This window comes from Mucilaginibacter agri, assembly GCF_009928685.1.
GTDB classification, from domain to species: domain Bacteria; phylum Bacteroidota; class Bacteroidia; order Sphingobacteriales; family Sphingobacteriaceae; genus Mucilaginibacter; species Mucilaginibacter agri.
This window is the reverse complement of the sequence record NZ_WWEO01000043.1, coordinates 184,868-203,614: the sequence shown is the minus strand read 5'-3', so window position 1 is coordinate 203,614 and position 18,747 is coordinate 184,868. Positions and strand designations below refer to the sequence as shown.

General features: G+C 42.4%; 13 protein-coding genes. 7 read left to right on the top strand and 6 right to left on the bottom strand.

All coding sequences use genetic code 11. From position 1 onward, the window contains the following. The first annotated feature begins 113 nt into the window (after positions 1 to 113). The 4 genes from uvrB to GSY63_RS13740 all read left to right on the top strand — a co-directional run bounded on the left by uvrB (position 114) and on the right by GSY63_RS13740 (position 5,435). Positions 114 to 2,138 carry an excinuclease ABC subunit UvrB gene (gene uvrB, locus GSY63_RS13755; protein WP_166586400.1) on the top strand — a complete coding sequence of 675 codons (2,025 nt, stop codon included), beginning with the start codon at positions 114 to 116 and terminating at the stop codon, positions 2,136 to 2,138. 195 nt (positions 2,139 to 2,333) lie between these two features. Next, the gene (locus GSY63_RS13750) at positions 2,334 to 2,588 is read left to right on the top strand and encodes a DUF4834 family protein (RefSeq protein ID WP_166586399.1); all 255 of its coding nucleotides are present in this window, start codon (positions 2,334 to 2,336) and stop codon (positions 2,586 to 2,588) included. 6 nt (positions 2,589 to 2,594) lie between these two features. Then, positions 2,595 to 2,891 carry a hypothetical protein gene (locus GSY63_RS13745; protein WP_166586398.1) on the top strand — a complete coding sequence of 99 codons (297 nt, stop codon included), beginning with the start codon at positions 2,595 to 2,597 and terminating at the stop codon, positions 2,889 to 2,891. 66 nt (positions 2,892 to 2,957) lie between these two features. Then, entirely contained in the window at positions 2,958 to 5,435 is a 2,478-nt protein-coding gene (locus GSY63_RS13740; RefSeq protein ID WP_166586397.1) for a YfhO family protein, read from the top strand. A gap of 540 nt (positions 5,436 to 5,975) precedes the next feature. Here the strand turns inward: GSY63_RS13740 and GSY63_RS13735 are convergent. Both GSY63_RS13735 and GSY63_RS13730 read right to left on the bottom strand, forming a co-directional pair. Next, positions 5,976 to 6,728 carry a glycosyltransferase family 2 protein gene (locus GSY63_RS13735; RefSeq protein WP_166586396.1) on the bottom strand — a complete coding sequence of 251 codons (753 nt, stop codon included), beginning with the start codon at positions 6,726 to 6,728 and terminating at the stop codon, positions 5,976 to 5,978. Then, complete coding sequence (locus tag GSY63_RS13730) at positions 6,721 to 8,019, bottom strand: glycosyltransferase (RefSeq protein ID WP_166586395.1); 1,299 nt, start codon at positions 8,017 to 8,019, stop codon at positions 6,721 to 6,723. Before GSY63_RS13730 ends, GSY63_RS13735 begins: the two co-directional genes overlap by 8 nt. Before the next feature lie 49 nt (positions 8,020 to 8,068). Here GSY63_RS13730 and GSY63_RS13725 point away from each other — a divergent pair, with 49 nt between their 5' ends. The 3 genes from GSY63_RS13725 (at position 8,069) to GSY63_RS13715 (ending at position 13,656) form a co-directional block, all read left to right on the top strand. Further along, positions 8,069 to 11,251, top strand: a complete 3,183-nt coding sequence (locus GSY63_RS13725; RefSeq protein ID WP_166586394.1) for a S41 family peptidase — start codon at positions 8,069 to 8,071, stop codon at positions 11,249 to 11,251. A gap of 88 nt (positions 11,252 to 11,339) precedes the next feature. Next, on the top strand, positions 11,340 to 12,857 hold the full coding sequence (locus GSY63_RS13720) for a gliding motility-associated C-terminal domain-containing protein (protein ID WP_166586393.1): 1,518 nt from the start codon (positions 11,340 to 11,342) through the stop codon (positions 12,855 to 12,857). Between the two features lie 52 nt (positions 12,858 to 12,909). Next, the gene (locus GSY63_RS13715) at positions 12,910 to 13,656 is read left to right on the top strand and encodes a class I SAM-dependent methyltransferase (protein WP_166586392.1); all 747 of its coding nucleotides are present in this window, start codon (positions 12,910 to 12,912) and stop codon (positions 13,654 to 13,656) included. Between the two features lie 88 nt (positions 13,657 to 13,744). Here the strand turns inward: GSY63_RS13715 and GSY63_RS13710 are convergent, their stop codons facing one another. The 4 genes from GSY63_RS13710 to typA form a co-directional block, all read right to left on the bottom strand. Then, on the bottom strand, positions 13,745 to 14,644 hold the full coding sequence (locus tag GSY63_RS13710; RefSeq protein WP_166586391.1) for a glycosyltransferase family protein: 900 nt from the start codon (positions 14,642 to 14,644) through the stop codon (positions 13,745 to 13,747). Between the two features lie 14 nt (positions 14,645 to 14,658). Continuing rightward, a complete protein-coding gene (locus GSY63_RS13705; protein WP_166586390.1) occupies positions 14,659 to 15,306 on the bottom strand; it encodes a class I SAM-dependent methyltransferase in 648 nt (215 codons plus the stop codon). Next, positions 15,303 to 16,634 (bottom strand): flippase, encoded by a 1,332-nt coding sequence (locus GSY63_RS13700; RefSeq protein WP_166586389.1) that lies wholly within the window; start codon positions 16,632 to 16,634, stop codon positions 15,303 to 15,305. The genes GSY63_RS13705 and GSY63_RS13700 overlap by 4 nt, the downstream gene beginning before the upstream one ends. Positions 16,635 to 16,717: 83 nt before the next feature. Beyond that, the gene (typA, locus tag GSY63_RS13695) at positions 16,718 to 18,532 is read right to left on the bottom strand and encodes a translational GTPase TypA (RefSeq protein ID WP_166586388.1); all 1,815 of its coding nucleotides are present in this window, start codon (positions 18,530 to 18,532) and stop codon (positions 16,718 to 16,720) included. Between the last annotated feature and the right edge of the window lie 215 nt (positions 18,533 to 18,747).

Here is an 18,747-nt window from a genome sequence, read left to right as displayed (position 1 = left end):
TATCATAAACAAATAGTCAAATTATCTCATTAACAAATCAGCCACGGTTTACCCAAAGTAATTTTTGCTAAGTTGGTTAGCAGTTGCCCTTTAGTTATCGTATTTTTGATGTAATGGATTTTAAACTAAGTTCACAATACGTTCCCTCCGGCGATCAGCCCGAAGCCATTAAACAATTGGTTACAGGTGTAGAAGCGGCCGAAAATTATCAAACGCTTTTAGGCGTTACCGGCTCAGGTAAAACTTTTACCATAGCCAACGTTATAGAGCAAACACAAAAACCTACTCTGGTGCTAAGCCACAACAAAACGTTGGCAGCCCAGCTATACGGTGAGTTTAAACAGTTTTTCCCGGAAAACGCGGTTAACTACTTCGTGTCTTATTACGATTATTATCAGCCCGAAGCTTTTATACCTACCACCAATACCTACATAGAAAAGGACCTGCAGATCAACGACGAAATTGAGAAACTTCGTCTGCGTACCACCTCTGCCCTCATGTCAGGCCGAAGGGATGTGATCGTGGTATCGTCTATCTCCTGCATCTACGGTATGGGTAATCCCGAGGATTTTTCGAACTCGGTGTTTAAGTTTGCCGTGGGTACCCGCATTAGCCGCAATGCATTTTTGCATCGCTTGGTGGAGATTTTATACTCACGCACCACGGCCGAATTTAAACGTGGTACCTTTAGGGTAAAGGGCGATACCGTTGATATTTACCCAGCCTACCTGGATTATGCCTACCGGATTTCGTTTTTCGGTGATGATATTGAAGAGCTAAGCAGCTTCGACCCTGCCAATGGTAAAACCATCGAAAAGATGCAAAACATGGTACTTTTCCCGGCTAACCTGTATGTGGCTCCTCGTGATAGGTTCACCAAATCTATCTGGGCCATACAGGAAGAACTGGAAATGCGCAAGCAGCAATTTATAGATGAGCAACGTTTCCTCGAAGCCAAACGCCTCGAAGAAAGGGTTAACTACGATTTGGAGATGATCCGCGAGTTGGGCTATTGCTCGGGTATCGAAAATTACTCCCGTTTTTTTGATGGTCGCAAGCCGGGAGCGCGCCCTTTCTGTCTACTCGATTATTTCCCTGATGATTACCTGATGGTGATTGACGAGAGCCATGTGACTGTTCCACAGATTCGCGCCATGTACGGTGGTGACAGGAGCCGAAAGATCTCCTTGGTTGAATATGGCTTCCGTTTGCCGGCAGCCTTAGATAACCGCCCCCTCAATTTCCAGGAGTTTGAACGTTTAGCCCCACAAACTATTTATGTAAGCGCAACACCCGGCGATTTTGAATTGGAAAAATCGGAAGGTGTGGTGATAGAGCAGGTGATCAGGCCTACAGGTTTGCTTGATCCAGAGATTGAAATTCGCCCCATTATTAATCAGGTGGACGACTTGTTAGATGAAGTAGATAAAACCATTAAAATGGGCGACCGCGTTTTGGTAACCACGTTGACCAAGCGCATGTCGGAAGAGTTAGCCAAATATATGGACCGCCTGGGCATCAAATGCCGTTACATCCACTCCGAAGTCAAAACTTTAGAACGCGTTGAAATTCTAAGGGGATTGCGCCTGGGAGAATTTGACGTGTTGATTGGCATTAACTTACTTCGCGAAGGCCTGGACTTACCCGAGGTTTCATTAGTTGCCATTTTAGATGCCGACAAAGAAGGATTCTTGCGTTCGGAACGTTCGCTGATCCAAACCATTGGCCGTGCTGCTCGTAATGATCGTGGCCGTGTGATTATGTACGCTGATACCATTACCGAGAGTATGCAGATTACGATGGACGAAACCAGCCGCCGCCGCGAAAAACAAATTGCTTACAATACCGAGCATGGCATTACACCAAAAACCGTAGGCAAGTCAAAAGAATCAATTATGGAGCAAACTTCTGTAATGGATTTCAAAGGTGGCGTACAACGGCCTTATGTAGAAGAAGAAAATATCATGAGCATGGCCGCCGATCCGATTGTGCAATACATGAGCAAGGGCGATTTGAAAAAAGCTATCGACAACACCAAAAAAGAAATGCTTGCCGCTGCCAAGGACATGGACTTTTTACAAGCCGCCAAACTGCGCGACGAGATGTTTGCACTGGAGAAAAAGCTGGCAGAAAAGTAATTATTTAATTAGCTAATTTGTTGATCAGTCAATTTGTTAATTAACAGGTGTGGCTTAAAGGACTACAAAAACAAATTGTTTTTTCATTGTCAAATCAACAAATTAGCTAATTGACAAATTGATATCCCGTAACAACCAGGCACGTTTTGCGTTAAATGTTATATACTTATATTTGTAAGGTTAAATTTTTGAAATATGCTTTTGATCCGCTTTCTGATCATTTCAATATGTATCATGTATATCCTGCGCAGCTTGGTAAGGTTCTTACTGCCTGCACTTTTTCAGGGTATGGTAAACAAGGCGCAGCAACAACAAAGTGCACAACAGCGTCAATATCGTCAACAACAAAGGCCAGCTGGCTCTATTAAAATAGATCATATTCCACCTGCTCAAAAAGGTGCAATCCCAGATTCTGAAGGTGAGTTTGTTGATTACGAAGAAGTAAAATAACAAATTATGGTACCCGAGGAAGTATTTAAACGCAGGCATTACGGCACACCACCGCTATTTTCGCTTATTATAGTCAACAGCGTTTTAATATGCTTTATTGTGCCTTTTTTTGCAACCTGCGGCACTATTCACTGGCTTTTTTGGGTATTTCTGGCGTTACTCTCTACTTATAATTTCTTTACCGTACGTCGTTATCGCGAAGAGCTTACCAAAGTTATGCTCATTGCTTACGGTATCAGCCTTGTTGTAGAAGTTGCTGGTATTCTGCTGTTCCTGCACAAAACGTGCTCGCCAACACTATAAAAACTAATCGTTTCTATTCTCGTTCAAATTTCTATTTTTGGAGATTAAATTATTTTTTAAACACGAATGGGCAATTGGTTTAAGCGAAATGGGACACACTTCGCCATTATCGGAATTTTCATAGTAATTTGTTTCTTGTATTTCACGCCGGCCTTCCAGGGCAAAACCCTCGGACAAAACGACGTAACCCGTGCGCAATCCACTCAAAAAGAGATTATGGATTACCGTGCCAAAGACACTACCATTTTATGGACCAACCAGATATTTGGCGGTATGCCCACTTATCAGATCTGGGCGCCATATACCAACAACATTACTACCCACATTATCGACGGCCTAAAAACCGTTTTCCCAGCTCCGGTTGATACGGTTCTACTACTGTTGCTGGGCGCTTATTTCCTTTTCTGTGTGTTGGAGCTTAACCCCTGGCTTGCTGCTGCCGGTGCCATTGCCGTCACTTTTTCATCTTACAATTTTATAATATTGCTGGCGGGACACGCCAACCAAGCCTATGCAATAGCTTTTTTTGCGCCTATACTAGCAAGTATTTTACTAACCCTAAGGGGCAAATATTTTACGGGCGCAACGCTAACAGCTTTATTTCTTGCTATTGAGATCCGCGCCAACCACATTCAAATGACCTATTATTTAATGCTGGCTATTTTGGTCCTGGTTATATTCGAAATTTATAATGCTATAAAAAACAAAACTACAGGCTCTTTCTTCAAAGCAGTGGGCTACCTTGGCGCTGCAACGTTGCTGGCCCTTGCTGTAAATGCATCAACCCTGTGGAGCACTGCAGATTATGCTGGTGATAGTTTACGTGGTAAATCAAATCTTACTAAAAACGCTAAAGAACCAAGCAACGGTTTAGATAAAGATTACGCATACGAGTGGAGCGAAGGCATTGGCGAAACTTTTACCATTTTGGTGCCTAACCTGTATGGCGGCGGTTCATCAACGCTATATTCGCTTGATAATACTTCTAATGTTGCTAAAGCTTTTACTTCTAAGGGTGTGCCCGAAGATCAGGCGATAAACTATGTACAACAATTAGGCAGCGTTGGCCTTTCAACTTATTGGGGTGATAAAACTTTTACCGAAGGTCCGTTCTATTTCGGCGCTATCGTTGTTTTCTTATTCGTATTAGGCTTGTTCATTGTTAAAAATCGCCTTAAATGGTGGTTATTAGCGGCTGTTATACTAAGCTTCCTGCTTTCTTATGGCCGCAATCTATCGTTCTTTTCCGATCTGTTCTTTAACTACTTCCCGCTTTACAACAAGTTCCGCGTGGTAGAGTCGATCATGGTTATCGCCGCGCTTTGCTTCCCGATTCTGGCTTTCCTTGCCGTTAACGAGATCATTGTTACCAAAGACAGAACCGAAATTTTCAAAAAGCTAAAAATTGCATTATACATTGTTGGTGGCGTTACCCTATTATTAGCTGCCGCGCCAGATATGTTCTTTACATTTAAAACAGCGCAACATCAACAAATTATAGATTACCTAACCCAAGCCTTTAAAGGCGACAGCGGTTTTGCTAATTCTATTGCAAATGCAATCGTTCAGGATCGTATTAGTTTGGCACGTATGGATGCCATCCGCTCGTTAGTTTTGGTGCTAATCACTTTCGGTATACTGTGGGCATTCATCAAGCAAAAATTCAACGCTACAGTATTATCGCTGATCATATTAGCAGCTACGTTGTTTGATATGTGGCAGATAGACAAACGCTACCTGAAAGAAGATGCCTTTGTTGCCAAAACAGATGTACAGAAACCACAACCACGCGAGGTTGATAATATTATACTACGTGATAAAGATCCTGATTACCGCGTATTCGACTTAACACAACCGGTTAACCAGGATTTCATTACTCCGTATTTCCATAAATCAATCGGCGGTTATTCTGCTGCAAGGTTGAAACGTATTCAGGAAGTATTTGACAATCAGTTTAGCAAAAGCGTTAATCAGGATGTATTGGATATGCTGAATACTAAATACATCATCACCCAAGACCCCAAAAACCAAACTTTAAGTATGCAGGTAAATAGCGGAGCTTGTGGCCATGCTTGGTTTGTTAAAAATGTGCGCTATGTTGACAATGCCGATCAGGAAATGCAGGTGATCAGCAGTTTCTCTCCAAAAGAAGAGGCCATCGTAGACAAAAAGTTCCGCAGCATGATTGATGAAAAACAAACAGGCGTAGATCCTAACGCAACGATCGAGCTAACCAGTTATTCGCCAGATCATATGGTATATCAAAGTGGTTCTACAGCTACGCAAATTGCTGTATTCTCTGAGATTTACTATGACAAAGGCTGGAAGATGCTGATTGACGGCAAAGAAGCACCTTATTTCCGCGCCAACTATTTACTGCGTGCCGCACAACTACCGGTGGGTAACCACAAAATCGAGTTTATCTTCCACCCGGCATCATACTATACCGGCGAGGGTATCTCATTAGCTGGTTCAATATTATTAGTATTGGCCTTGGGCGGTGTTGTTTATACCGAGAATAAAAAGAAGGCTGCAAAAGCGTAAGTATTCTTAATGTATATACAAAAAAGGCCGATAATTAAACTATCGGCCTTTTTTTATTTGAACTGCTTTTTAATTCGTTTTTCATTAGGAAGGGTCGAGTGCTTTATGAATCGTCAGTGGACGTACTTTTTCTTTTCTCTCAAAAGAAAAAGTACCAAAAAGAAAAGTCGCAGCCGGGCCCTGTCGCTATGAATGTGCAGTGCTTTAGCAATACCTATTGTTACCGCAACATTGCCAATGCTGCATGGGGAAAGGCGATGTTGAGACAATCGTTAGTTCGGACATAAACCAGTTGGCTCATCACCTTGCGCGCTGGCCTAGACGCAAAAGCGTGGCCGTGTATTGGATTTGTGTGGAGGAGCTTTTTTGCGTCTTGATCTTTTGGTTACTTTTGGATCAAGCCAAAAGTAACTAAGCCCCTGCGGCTATGAGCAGACTGACGCAAATAACTGCACATCACAGTCATTATAGCAATTACTTTGATCAAAGCATTAGACCCTACGAGAGAGGGATTCTCGTACCCGGAATAACGCTTCGAGATTAATCATTCGTTCTTCTATTCTTTAACCAATACCAACCCAAATTAAAGGCAATAATGCCGTGGTTAAATATGGTAGGTATCAATCCATAATATTCCCGCATAATCCGGAAGCGTTCTTTTAAGCTTTGTCGATGTTTCTTTTTAGACATCCCCCCTACCAAGTATTTGGCTACGTAGTGATTTACGTTGACAATCTTCTTCGCTTTTTTAGCCGCCTTTAATATCCAATCAATATCGGCACTTAAGGAATAACGTTTGTCGTAGGGTTCGGTTAACGAGCGTTTGATGTAAATAGCTTGGTGACTAACGCTCATACCATATTTAAAATCGCGCCAGGTAAAGTTTTTGGGCGCCTGATGCCTGCGCTGGCCGAGGCTTTCACCGGCATCATTAATCATCTCAGTTTCGCCATAATAAATGTCGGCATCGGGAGAAGATGCAAAAATATTGGCTACGGTATTCAGGGCGTAGATCTCGTCACCCGAATTCATAAATAGTACGTAGTCACCAGTTGCCAAGGCAAGCCCTTTGTTCATAGCATCGTAAATGCCTTTGTCGGGTTCGCTTACAAATACGTTAATACTTTGGCGGTACTTGTTTAGGATATCTAATGTGCCGTCGTTGGAGGCACCATCGATAACCACATATTCTATATTGTTATATGTTTGGCCGATGATCGATTTGACGGTACGTTCTATGTCGCGTACGTTGTTATAAACTATAGTTATGATGCTGAGTTTTGGCTTAAACATTAGCTTTTGTCTTGTTAGAAGTGCTGGCCGATTTAATAGCCTGTTCGTACAGCTTAATATGCTTTTTTGCAATGGTTTTCTCGCTAAAGTATTCCATCACAGTATCCCGAGCCTGTGTTTGTAAGAGTTGCTGGTCTGCGTAATTTATCGCCCACTCCATTCCCGCGGTAAAGCTTTCAGCCGATTTGTAGGTAGCCAGGTAACCATTATGCTCGTGCTTCACCATATCGGGTATACCTCCAGTTGTAAACGCTATTACTGGTGTACCGCAAGCCAGGCTTTCCATAACGGTATACGGGAGATTATCTTCCAATGATGGAATCAAAAAGGCATCTGCAGCGGCATAGCATTCGGCTAGCTTTTTCTCGCTTCCGATGGTTCCCAAAAACGTAGTTTTAAAAGGGAATACAGGTAATTGGTCAGATGCGCGGTTGCCAAATATTACCAATTCAACATCATCAGCTTTGATACCAAGTTTAGTCTTTAGCAGCTCGAAGCTCTCCATCAGGTATTCAGTCCCCTTATGCAGATCCTTACGCGATGGCATGAATCCACTTAAAAAGATAAATTTATCAGTTGGTAAGCCAAGCAATGCTTTGGCCTCTTTCTTGTCCCGCGGACTAAATATCCCAGTATCCAGGGTATTGGGAATCTGTTTAATGGCTTTATCCTTCATAAGGCTGCTCATTAGAACTGAATTGAGCATCCACGAGCTTGGCGCAACAATAGTAAAGTTCAGCTTTTTATAGGCTTCATTTTTTTGATGCCATATTTTGTTCGATATATCGTCTTCCGAACTCTTCTTCAGCAGTGGGCAATGACCGCATTCGCGTTGGTAATGATCGCAGGTGTAGCGCACGTGACATCCGCCAGTAAAGGCGTTACTGTCGTGAAAAGTCCATACCACAGGTTTGTTCAGTTTAGCGATTTCGGCTAGGTGTGATGGGTTCAAGAAACTATGATTTACCCAATGCAAATGCACCACATCAGCAGCCTTAATATCCGGATGATCTATTACCGAACGCCCGAACCAACTGAAAGAAAAAGGGGTACGCATGTTTGGTTTCAAATAGCGCTTGCCCAGCACGCGTTCTAATATAATGGTTGCAGCCGTGTACCCTTTTTGTAATACGGTTTTATTAAAAGTGCCTATATCCGGATTTTTACCAAATTTGTAGTGCACGATTACCTTAGAATCAATATTTTCGTCAGATAGTGCCCGGTTTAACCTCAGGCAGGCCTTACCGGCGCCGCCGTTACCATCATAAGTGTTTAAATGCACTACTTTCATTGTGTCCAAAAATACATTTTATTAGTATCAGAAATAAAGCTCAATAATTATGAAAAAACTTTACCTGCTTTTGTTTTCAGCATTTCTAATCAACGCCTCGGCATCTGCTCAGCGTCAGGAGGTTTACTTTACCTCTTACCCTGCGCTAACACCCGATGGCAAAACAATTATTTTCAGTTATGAGGGCGATTTGTGGAAAGCAGATGTAAACAACCCCGTTGCTGTAAGGCTTACGGCCATGCAGGGCCAAGAGACTAGCCCGCGGGTATCGCCAGATGGTCAGTGGCTGGCATTCTCGTCTAACCAGTTTGGAAATAATGATGTTTATATAATGCCAATGGCAGGTGGCGATATCAAACAGCTAACTTACCACGAAGCCAGTGACGAGGTTGACTCCTGGAGCTGGGATTCCAAAACTATTTACTTCACTTCAAGTCGTTACAATGGTTTTAGCTCCTATAAGGTTAGTAAAGATGGCGGTACACCTGTCCGCGTGTTTGATAACTATTTCAACACCATACACGGCATATTTGAGCACCCGCAAACCGGCGAGCTATTTTTTAGTAATACCTGGGAGAGCTACCGTTTCCCTCAACGTAAACATTACAAGGGGGCGTATAATCCAGATATTCAATCTTACAACCCTAAAACCAAGGCTTATAAACAATACACCAATTGGATAGGTAAAGATTTCTGGGCTACGCTTGATCAAAAAGGAGATATTTATTTCGTGTCGGACGAGGCGAACGGCGAGTACAATCTTTATACCTTTAACAACGGCACCAAAACCCAGCTTACCGATTTTAAGACCTCTGTTAAACGCCCTTACGTAAGTGCTAACGGTAGTAAGGTAGCCTTCGAAAAGGATTATCAATTGTTTGTATACGATGTGGCGTCTAAACAAACGCAGAAGCTTAATTTCACCATATTTAGAAACAATGTGTTACCTAAACAGCAAGAGTTTGAGGTTACCGGCCATATCGAAGCAATGGACGCATCGCCGGATGGTAAGAAGTTAGCGTTCGTATCGCGCGGCGAACTATTTGTAAGCGATATTGAAGGCAAATTTATTCAGCATATCGACCATGGTAACGCCGAACGGATAACCGAGGTAAAATGGCTGGCGGACAATCGCACCTTGATCTTTAACCAAACATTAGGCGGTTATGTAAACTGGTATACCATTAGTGCAGACGGCAAAGGCACCGAAAAACAAGTTACCAGCGACAAACGCAGTAATCGTTTGCTAACCCTTAATAAGACGCGCACCCAAGGTGTTTACCTGAGCGGTCGCGATGAGGTGAGGGTAATAGACCTGAAAACTTTAACTAGTAAAACCATCGCTCATGATGAGATCTGGGGCTTCCAGAACTCCTCTCCGGGTTTTTCTCCTAATGGCGAATATGTGTTCTATAACGCTTATCGCAATTTCGAGCTGGACATTTTTGTGTATAATGTAAACAGCGGTAAAACCACTAACCTCACTAATACCGGCGTTACCGAGTCAGATCCGTTTTGGTCGCCGGATGGTAGGTATATTTATTTTGCTACTTCGCGTACACAACCGGCTTACCCTTATGGGCAGCACGATGCGCATATTTACCGCATGCCGCTTCAAAAATTCGATGAAGATTTTAAGTTAGATAAGTTTAACGACCTGTTTAAGGAAGAGAAAAAAGAAGACGTTAAACCAACTGATAAAAAAGACAAAAAAACCGGCGATAAAAAACCGGTATCGCAACAACCTGCGCCGAAGCCGCCTGCAGACATTGACATCGATACCGATAACCTGATGAAGCGCATTGAACTCATCAGCCCCAACTTCGGCACGCAAGGTTCTCCTTATGTAATACAAAAAGGCACCAAAACCTTTGTGTACTATGTATCTGATCAAATGGAGGGCAAGCGCGGCATTTTCCGTACCACCATCGAACCATTTGAGGCCAATAAAACCGAAAAGGTTGGCGGCGCAGATGCCGGCGGCTATGACATTGTGAGCAGCGGCGATAAATACTATGTGTTGGCGAACGGCAACATCTTCAAGCTAAATCTGGATCAAAATAAAGTGGATAAGATCGACATCAACTATAAATTCGATCGCAACCTTGATGGCGAGTTTAAACAGATCTTTGACGAGGCCTGGGCCGGGTTAGAAGAGAACTATTATGATGGTAATTTTCACGGAGTAGACTGGACCGCTATCCACAAGCTATATGCCACTTACCTACCCTACTTAAATAATCGTGCCGACCTGCGCCTGATGCTGAATGACATGCTTGGCGAACTTAATTCATCGCACATGGGCTTCAATAGTTCGGGATTAGAGGAACGCACCACGTTACGCTACCGCACTATGGAAACCGGTATTAGCTTCGATAATAATGAGCCTTACAAAGTGGCCTCGGTTATTAAACATAGCAATGCCGACCATAAAGGAATTAATGTGCAGGCGGGTGATAAATTGACTGCGGTAAATGGCGAACCTGTTGACGAAAAGCAAGATCGTAATTATTACTTCACCAAACCATCCTTAGATAGCGAGCTGCAACTTACTTTCGACCGCGGCGGCAAAAGCATCGACGTAAAGATACACCCCGAATCATCAAATGATTTGAGAGGTAACCTGTACGACGAATGGATAGACAACAACCGCAAAGAAGTAACTACCAAAAGTAATGGCCGCATTGCCTATGCGTATATGAAAGCCATGGGCACAGGCGACCTCGAAACGTTTTTAGAAGACATGGTTGACGACGCTTACAAGAAAGATGCCTTGATCCTCGATCTTCGTTATAACACGGGAGGGAACGTACACGATGCGGTGCTCAACTTCCTAGCACAACGCCCTTATCTGCAATGGCAATATCGCGATGGCAAACGCACGCAGCAACCGAACTTTGCTCCTGCTGCTAAGCCTTTGATATTATTAGTTAACGAACAAACCTTAAGCGATGGCGAAATGACCGCTACCGGGTTCAAGGCCTTAGGTCTCGGCAAAATTATAGGTACCGAAACCTACCGCTGGATTATTTTTACCAGCGCTAAAGGTTTGGTTGACGGCTCCAGCTATCGTATACCTGCATGGGGCTGCTTCACGCTGGACGGCAAGGATATTGAAAAAGAAGGCGTAAAACCTGATATTAACATCAATACCACCTTTACCGACCGCTTAAACAACAACGATCCGCAGTTGGATAAGGCCATCAGCGAGATTATGAAAGAGTTGAAATAAAAAATAAGGGGCGGCAATACCGCCCCTTATTTTTTGCTATATTTTGCTTATATTTAGTGTATTACACTTACCTTCAAATGTTTACACTATGCATTATAAGTTTATTAAAGCATTTTTTCCGGCTTTAATAATTATAATTTGCAATGTGGCTCTGGCACAAACCACCCCTACGTTTTCTTTCACTACCCCAACAGGTACGATTAGAACGTGCGCTGGTATAGCCTCTGCCAACTATCAACAATTTACGGTTAGTGGCCGTAATCTAACAGGCGACATCAAACTGGTTATTCCGCCGGTAACTTATGTAAATAATAATTCTACTCAGGCTACCACTCAGCAAGCCTGGGAAATGACCACCACGCCCAATAACCTCAGCACATTTGGTTATACACTTAACATCCACCCGGTAAACGGCCAGGTAGATAACGTTACTATTTACGTGAGGATGGGTGCCGATAACCTTTTTCCACAATGGCCGGCCAGCATAACAATTAGTACCGACGGCGCGGACGCCAGCCAAACGGTATATATAACAGGCACACAAGTGCCACTTGCCGTAGTAGACGCGGTTAACCAAACTATTTGCAATAACACTTCTACCCAAAAAATGGTCTTTACCGGCACAGGCACCGGCTACTCCTGGACTAACGACAAGCCAGAAATTGGACTTGCAGCCAGTGGAACAGGAGATATCCCGCCATTTGTTGGCACAAACTCCACCTCCGAACCACTTAGAGCAAATATCACGGTAACTCCCCTTGGTGAGTGCACAGGCACGCCGCACATATTCCATATTACCGTTAACCCAACCTTGCAGCCATCCCTAAACGTTAGCGCAGATAAAACCATCCTCTGCCCCGGTGAGGTTGCCACGTTCACAGCAATACCCTTAAATGTAGGCGACTTGCCCATTTACAAATGGCTGGTAAACGGACAGACTACAGGCGGCAACAGCATTTCGGGCGATAACACCTTAACCTTTGTAACAGATAAACTTAAAGATGGCGATCAGGTAACCTGCACCGTAACAGGCAGCACTTATTGCTACATGCCCTACACCAGCACACCTATTACTATAAAGACTGCGCCCCTGCCAGAAATACATTTTAGCAGCAACAATTACAATATCTACCCTAGCCAAAGCGTAACCTTGTTGTCTATTGCCAACACCGATATTACCAGCTATTCCTGGAAACCGACAACTGGTTTAAATCATGCCGACATTCCCAATCCAACTGCAAGCCCGGCGGTAACTACAACCTACCAATTAACTGCTACAGAGGCCGGAGGCTGCACTGCAACAGCCAACGTAACGGTTACGGTGCTCCCCAAACTTAAAATCAATCTGGATATCCCTAACACGTTTACGCCTAATGGCGATGGCGTTCATGATACATGGGAGATACCTAAACTAGCCGACTTTCCGCAAAGCACTATAAAGGTTTATACCCGTTACGGTAGTTTGATTTATCAATCTGTTGGTTATACCAAGAGCTGGGATGGCACCTATCAAAACCAAAAACTTGTAACCGGTACTTACTATTATGTAATCGATCTAAAAATTGACGAGCCACTATTTTCTGGCTTTGTTTATATTCTGAGATAAAATAGACCGGTAAAATATTACGCTTCAGTTTTTTTCATTTTCTTTGCGCTTGATGAGCAACGAACTAACAGATCGTAAATTCTGGGCAAACTACTGGGAATCTAAAAAAGGATTGGCCTTTAAAGTGCCTGCCAATTATACATTTCACAAGTTGTTTAAGGATACCTTACAGCAAAACAAAATTAAAACGGCTATTGAGCTGGGCGGCTTCCCGGGATACTATGCCATTTTTCTAAAGAAGTATTTTGGCCTCGATACTACACTGTTTGATTTCTACATCCATAAGCCAACGTTAACAGAAGTTTTAGCGGCTAACGAGCTCACCGAGCAAGATATAAAGGTAATAGAAGGCGACCTGTTTCAATATCAGCCCGAAGAACTATACGACCTGGTTTTATCTGCCGGGCTAATTGAGCATTTTAACGATACCAAAGATATTATTGCCCGCCACGTAAACTTCCTGAAACCGGGCGGAACGCTATTTATTACCTTACCTAATTTCACCGGCGTTAACGGCTGGGTGCAGCGTAAGTACGATGCCGAAAACTACAGCAAACACAACATCAGCAGCATGGATCCTAAATTGCTTGCCGACTGCTGCAAAGCCTTGGGATTGAAAGATGTGAAAAGCTATTATTACGGCAGGTATTCTATCTGGCTGGAGAACAAGGCTCAGCAGCCAGGTTCTGTTAAAGCATTTTTTAAACTGCTTTGGTTGACGGGTAAAGTAATTACTAAAGTGATACCTATTGAAAGTAAATTGATGTCTCCTTATATTGTTGTTACAGCAACAAAGTAGCTGTCTTGAACCAGAATTTTCTGAATTAAGAATTATCAGGATTAACTCTTTTATAATTCTACCAGTCGTTTAATTTCTAAATTTCAGGTTAAGAAAACCGCTGCCTAATAAACCTCACCGCGCGCTGTAGTAACGTACCTTTACGATTCTTTAGAAAGTGTTTAATAGCCTCATAGGCCACTTTGCTTTCTTTAATCTCCAACGGGAACCCTTTCAACGGCTTACGGGCGATATTTACATGGTACATATCCTCGTTGTTGGAGTGCACGCCCGAGCCATCGTGCCCTATGTTTTGAATTAAGGAGTGCGATGGATTAAGCGTTAAGCCGCCCCTTAAAAATATAGAAGCATACCACCGTATAGCCCAAGAGTTGTTTTTGCCGGCTTTAAACTGTTCCATCTGTTTCCAGAAGTTCATGGTGCCTTCTATCGAAAAGCGGTGCTTCTTTTCCGCATCAAACTGACCCATCAGTTTATCAATATCCGGTTCGAAGTTTTTCCATGCCCGGGCCCAGGTTGCCCAGCCCCAACTGGTAGCCGCGCGATAAAAGAAAGCAGGGGGCAGTTTATCTGCCTTCAGATCGTACATATAAGCGCCGATGTGCATTACCTGCTCTTCATCCTGATAACGCTGCAGCGCCTCGTTAAAATACTCCAGCGTGTAAGGTGAGGATAACAGGTCATCTTCAAACACGATAACCTTGCCATAACTATCAACCAACTGGCTAACGCCACTTATAATGGAGGCGGCCAAGCCCATATTCTCTTTCCGTTTAATCACCTTTATGGCTTTAAAACCTGTTATAGTGTTTAACAGGTTTCGCACCTCTTCTACACGAGACTCATCCGCTGGAGTTTTTGCAGCATCGGAGAAAATGTACAGACGCGACTCTTCGGCCAGCAAATTTTGTTGCAGGTAATTTATAGTCCGCCGGGTATGGTCGGGGCGGTTATAAACAAACAGCGCAATAGGAGCAAGATTTTGCAAAATCTCTTAATTGATTATATACCTAGGCAATTATCTGCTTTGTAAAAAATCGAGGTAGATTTTAGATAGAACAAGCCTGGAGAAATACCGCTAAACGGCAAGTGCTTAAAGCCTTTGCTTAGCAGAAATTCAACGCCACTTTTGTAAAACTCGCGTTCTGAGTCATCGAGTACAATTACACCATTTGGCGATAGGGCTTCCACCGCTTGCTTACAGCAATTTACGCGGTCGCGGCCGTCAACAATTATAATATCGAATTTCTCTCCCAGCTTAATTGGCAAGCGGCTGTAGTCACCGTCTCTCTCCAGTTCGCAAAAAATAATCTCTGAGTTGGCAGGCCTGTCTTTCGACATGGTTTCGTACCAGCTTTTATCATGCTCCACCGAAACTACAATACCTGCATACTTTGCATAAAAACGCGTAGAGTTACCAGAACCATATTCAAAAATAGCGAGCTGTTTGTTAATGCGGCCTTTAATAAAATCGATAAAACTATAAGTAACCCAAGGTATAGGATTGCCATCGCCATCAACGGGCTTTTTAGAATCGAAAGATTTAAACCAACCTATATCGTTCAGATAGCCTTTGCTATTGAATGAAAGTAAAGAACGAAGCCTTTCTGGCTGCGAAACCAGTTTCAGAAGTGCAGATATATTACTCAACGCTTTATTAGTTTTTGAATGAGTGAAATTAAGAATAATGACTTTAACATCATTAAACCCTGTTTGCTTGTTTTTGGTATAAAAATTATAAAAAAAGTGGATACTCCGTAAGCGATCAGCGTTGCATATGCTGCTCCGATGATGCCATATTCAGGAATCCAAAAAATGTTTAATACTACATTTACTATAGCCCCCATACCCGTACGCAGCATAGCTAATTTCGTATAACCTTCGGCAATTAGATATTGACTGCTGGCTACACCTAAAAAAACAAAAAGCCCAGCCCACACATGTACAGATAATATAGGCGCACCGTTCCAGAAAGCAGGTTTATATAGTAGATGATAGATAAATGTTGAGCCCAAACTCATAGTTATTGCTATGCCTAAACTTAGCAGCACCATCAAGTCATACATATTTTGAAGTCGTTTATGATATCGGTCTACATCTGTTTTGCGTGCATTCATGATAGCAGGGAATACAGACGACACTATGGCAACGGGGATAAAGTACCAGTTTTCGCTTAAATCTGCGGCGGTTTTATAAATACCCAATTCGCTTGCCTTAGTATACATCGGTATCATAATTTGATCTATTTTCATATAAATAGTTACCAATACTGCCGAGAATGCAAGCGGCCACGAATATTTTAGAAGATAGCCTGTCAATTCTCCGTCGTACTTCCAATCACCAACCTTTTCTCCTTGCTTTATATAAGCTACGATGTAACCGGTGGCCAATATAATGGCATCCAGCAGTAAAGAATAAACAAACCATATAAGAGGCAACTTCAACAAAATTAATATTAGCTTTATGACTGCCGATATAACATTGCCGGCAACATTTACATACATGATATGCTTACCCTGTACACGCGACTGAAAAAAGCTGTCAATAATATTTACCGATTGTACAACGGCCGTAAAAGCTACTATTAATACATATTTAAAAGGAGTTTCTAAAGGTTTAATACCGGTAAGTAATTGGTAAGCAACGTAAACAAAGGGCAATGTAATAACACCGGCGGCCAGTCGCATCCAAAACGCTGTTCCTAGCAAAGTATTTTTTTTCTGAGGGTTATTTAGCAATTCACGCGTAATAAATCCATCAAGGCCCAAAGCAGCTATTGCCATAGAAAAAGTTACGATGGCCATCGGATAATTTAGTATTCCAAAATCTTTAGGGCCAAGGTATCGTGATAACAGAAGGCTGTTGATGATGAATTTTACAATCATGCTGCCAACACGCGCCATTAAAAGCATGCCAGCATTCTTAAAATACTTTTCTAAAGCTTGCTGATCAAATCCGGGGATACTTGGTATGCGCATATTAATTGGCAAATGTATAAAAAACAAAAGAGCCTGCTGTAATACAGCAGGCTCTTTGAATTATATTAGTTGTTTACTACCAATTATTGGCTTGTAAACTTCTTAGCGTTAATCTTTCTTTCGTTTTCGTTAAGGTAGATTTTACGGATACGGATGCTTTGAGGAGTTACTTCGATGTACTCATCAGCCTGAATGTATTCCATAGATTCTTCCAGTGAAAACTTGATAGCAGGTGCTATACGAACGTTGGTATCGCTACCAGATGCACGCATGTTGGTTAACTGCTTGCCTTTAGTTAAGTTAATAACCAAATCGTTATCGCGGATGTGCTCGCCTAATACTTGTCCTTCGTAAATATCAACTCCCGGATCGATGAAGAAACGGCCACGGTCTTGTAATTTATCGATAGCAAAAGCAGTAGTTTTACCAGTATCCATTGATACCAATACACCGTTAGAACGGCCTGGGATCTGACCTTTCCAAGGCTCGTAAGCTTTGAAACGGTGAGCCATAATAGCCTCGCCACCGGTAGCAGTTAATACGTTGTTACGTAAACCGATAATACCACGTGCAGGGATATCAAATTCTAAGTGTTGTAAATCGCCTTTAGGCTCCATTACCAACAGGTCGCCTTTACGCTGGGTTACCAATTCAATTACCTTACCTGCAACATCACCTGGTACATCAACAGTTAAAACCTCAACCGGCTCACATTTAACACCGTCAATTTCTTTAACAATAACCTGTGGCTGGCCTACCTGTAACTCATAACCTTCACGACGCATAGTCTCGATAAGTACAGATAAGTGAAGGATACCACGGCCATATACTAAGTAAGAATCAGGAGATTCGGTCTCAACGATTTTTAACGCCAAGTTTTTCTCCATCTCTTTGTATAAACGATCGCGCAGGTGACGTGATGTTACAAACTTACCTTCTTTACCAAAAAACGGTGAAGTATTGATGGTGAACAACATGTTCATGGTAGGCTCGTCAATTTTGATAACCTCTAATTGCTCAGGGTTTTCAAAATCAGCAATAGTATCACCAATATCAAAACCTTCGATACCAACTACAGCACAGATATCGCCAGAGCTAACCGAAGTTGCTTTAACCTTACCTAAACCTTCGAAAGTATAAAGTTCTTTGATTCTTGATTTTTGGATAGTACCATCGCGTTTTACTAATGATACCGGCATGTTTTCTTTGATAGTACCACGAGCAACACGACCGATTGCGATACGGCCTACGAAAGATGAATAATCTAACGAGGTGATCTGCATTTGTAAAGTACCTTCTGCAATAGGAGCTGGTGGAATGTTTTCCAAAATAGCATCCATTAACGGGAAGATATTATCTGTAGGCACTTTGTAGTCTGTGCTCATCCAGCCTTGTTTAGAAGAACCGTAGATAACCGGGAAATCCAGTTGCTCTTCAGTAGCCTCAAGGTTAAAGAACAATTCAAAGATTTGCTCATAAACCTCTTCAGGGCGACAGTTCTCTTTATCTACCTTGTTTACAACCACAATTGGTTTTAAGCCTAAAGCCAAAGCCTTTTGAGTTACGAAACGGGTTTGAGGCATAGCACCTTCAAAAGCGTCGCAAAGTAATAATACACCATCAGCCATTTTCAATACACGCTCTACCTCACCACCAAAATCGGCGTGACCAGGGGTATCGATAATGTTGATCTTAACGTCTTTATATTTAACCGAAACGTTTTTTGAAACGATGGTAATACCACGCTCACGTTCCAGATCGTTGTTATCCAGAATCAGTTCACCGGTTTCCTGACCATCGCGAAAAATCTCGCAGCTGTGCAGGATCTTGTCAACCAATGTAGTTTTACCGTGGTCAACGTGTGCTATAATAGCTATGTTACGAATTTGATTTTGCATGAAAATATGCCTCTTATATTTTGCGCAAAGGTACGCTTAATTTATTGCATTTTAAAGCATTAACAAGTAATTGCAGTGTCAGATGTTTTATTTGGAGATTTAATACTGCTTAAGTGTTAAGACTGTGTTAGTTCTAGATTAAGATTGATGATTGTTTCGAACTTAGGTTGCAGCGGACTCACCCCTACTTAAAGTTATTGCGATGGGTACTGAAC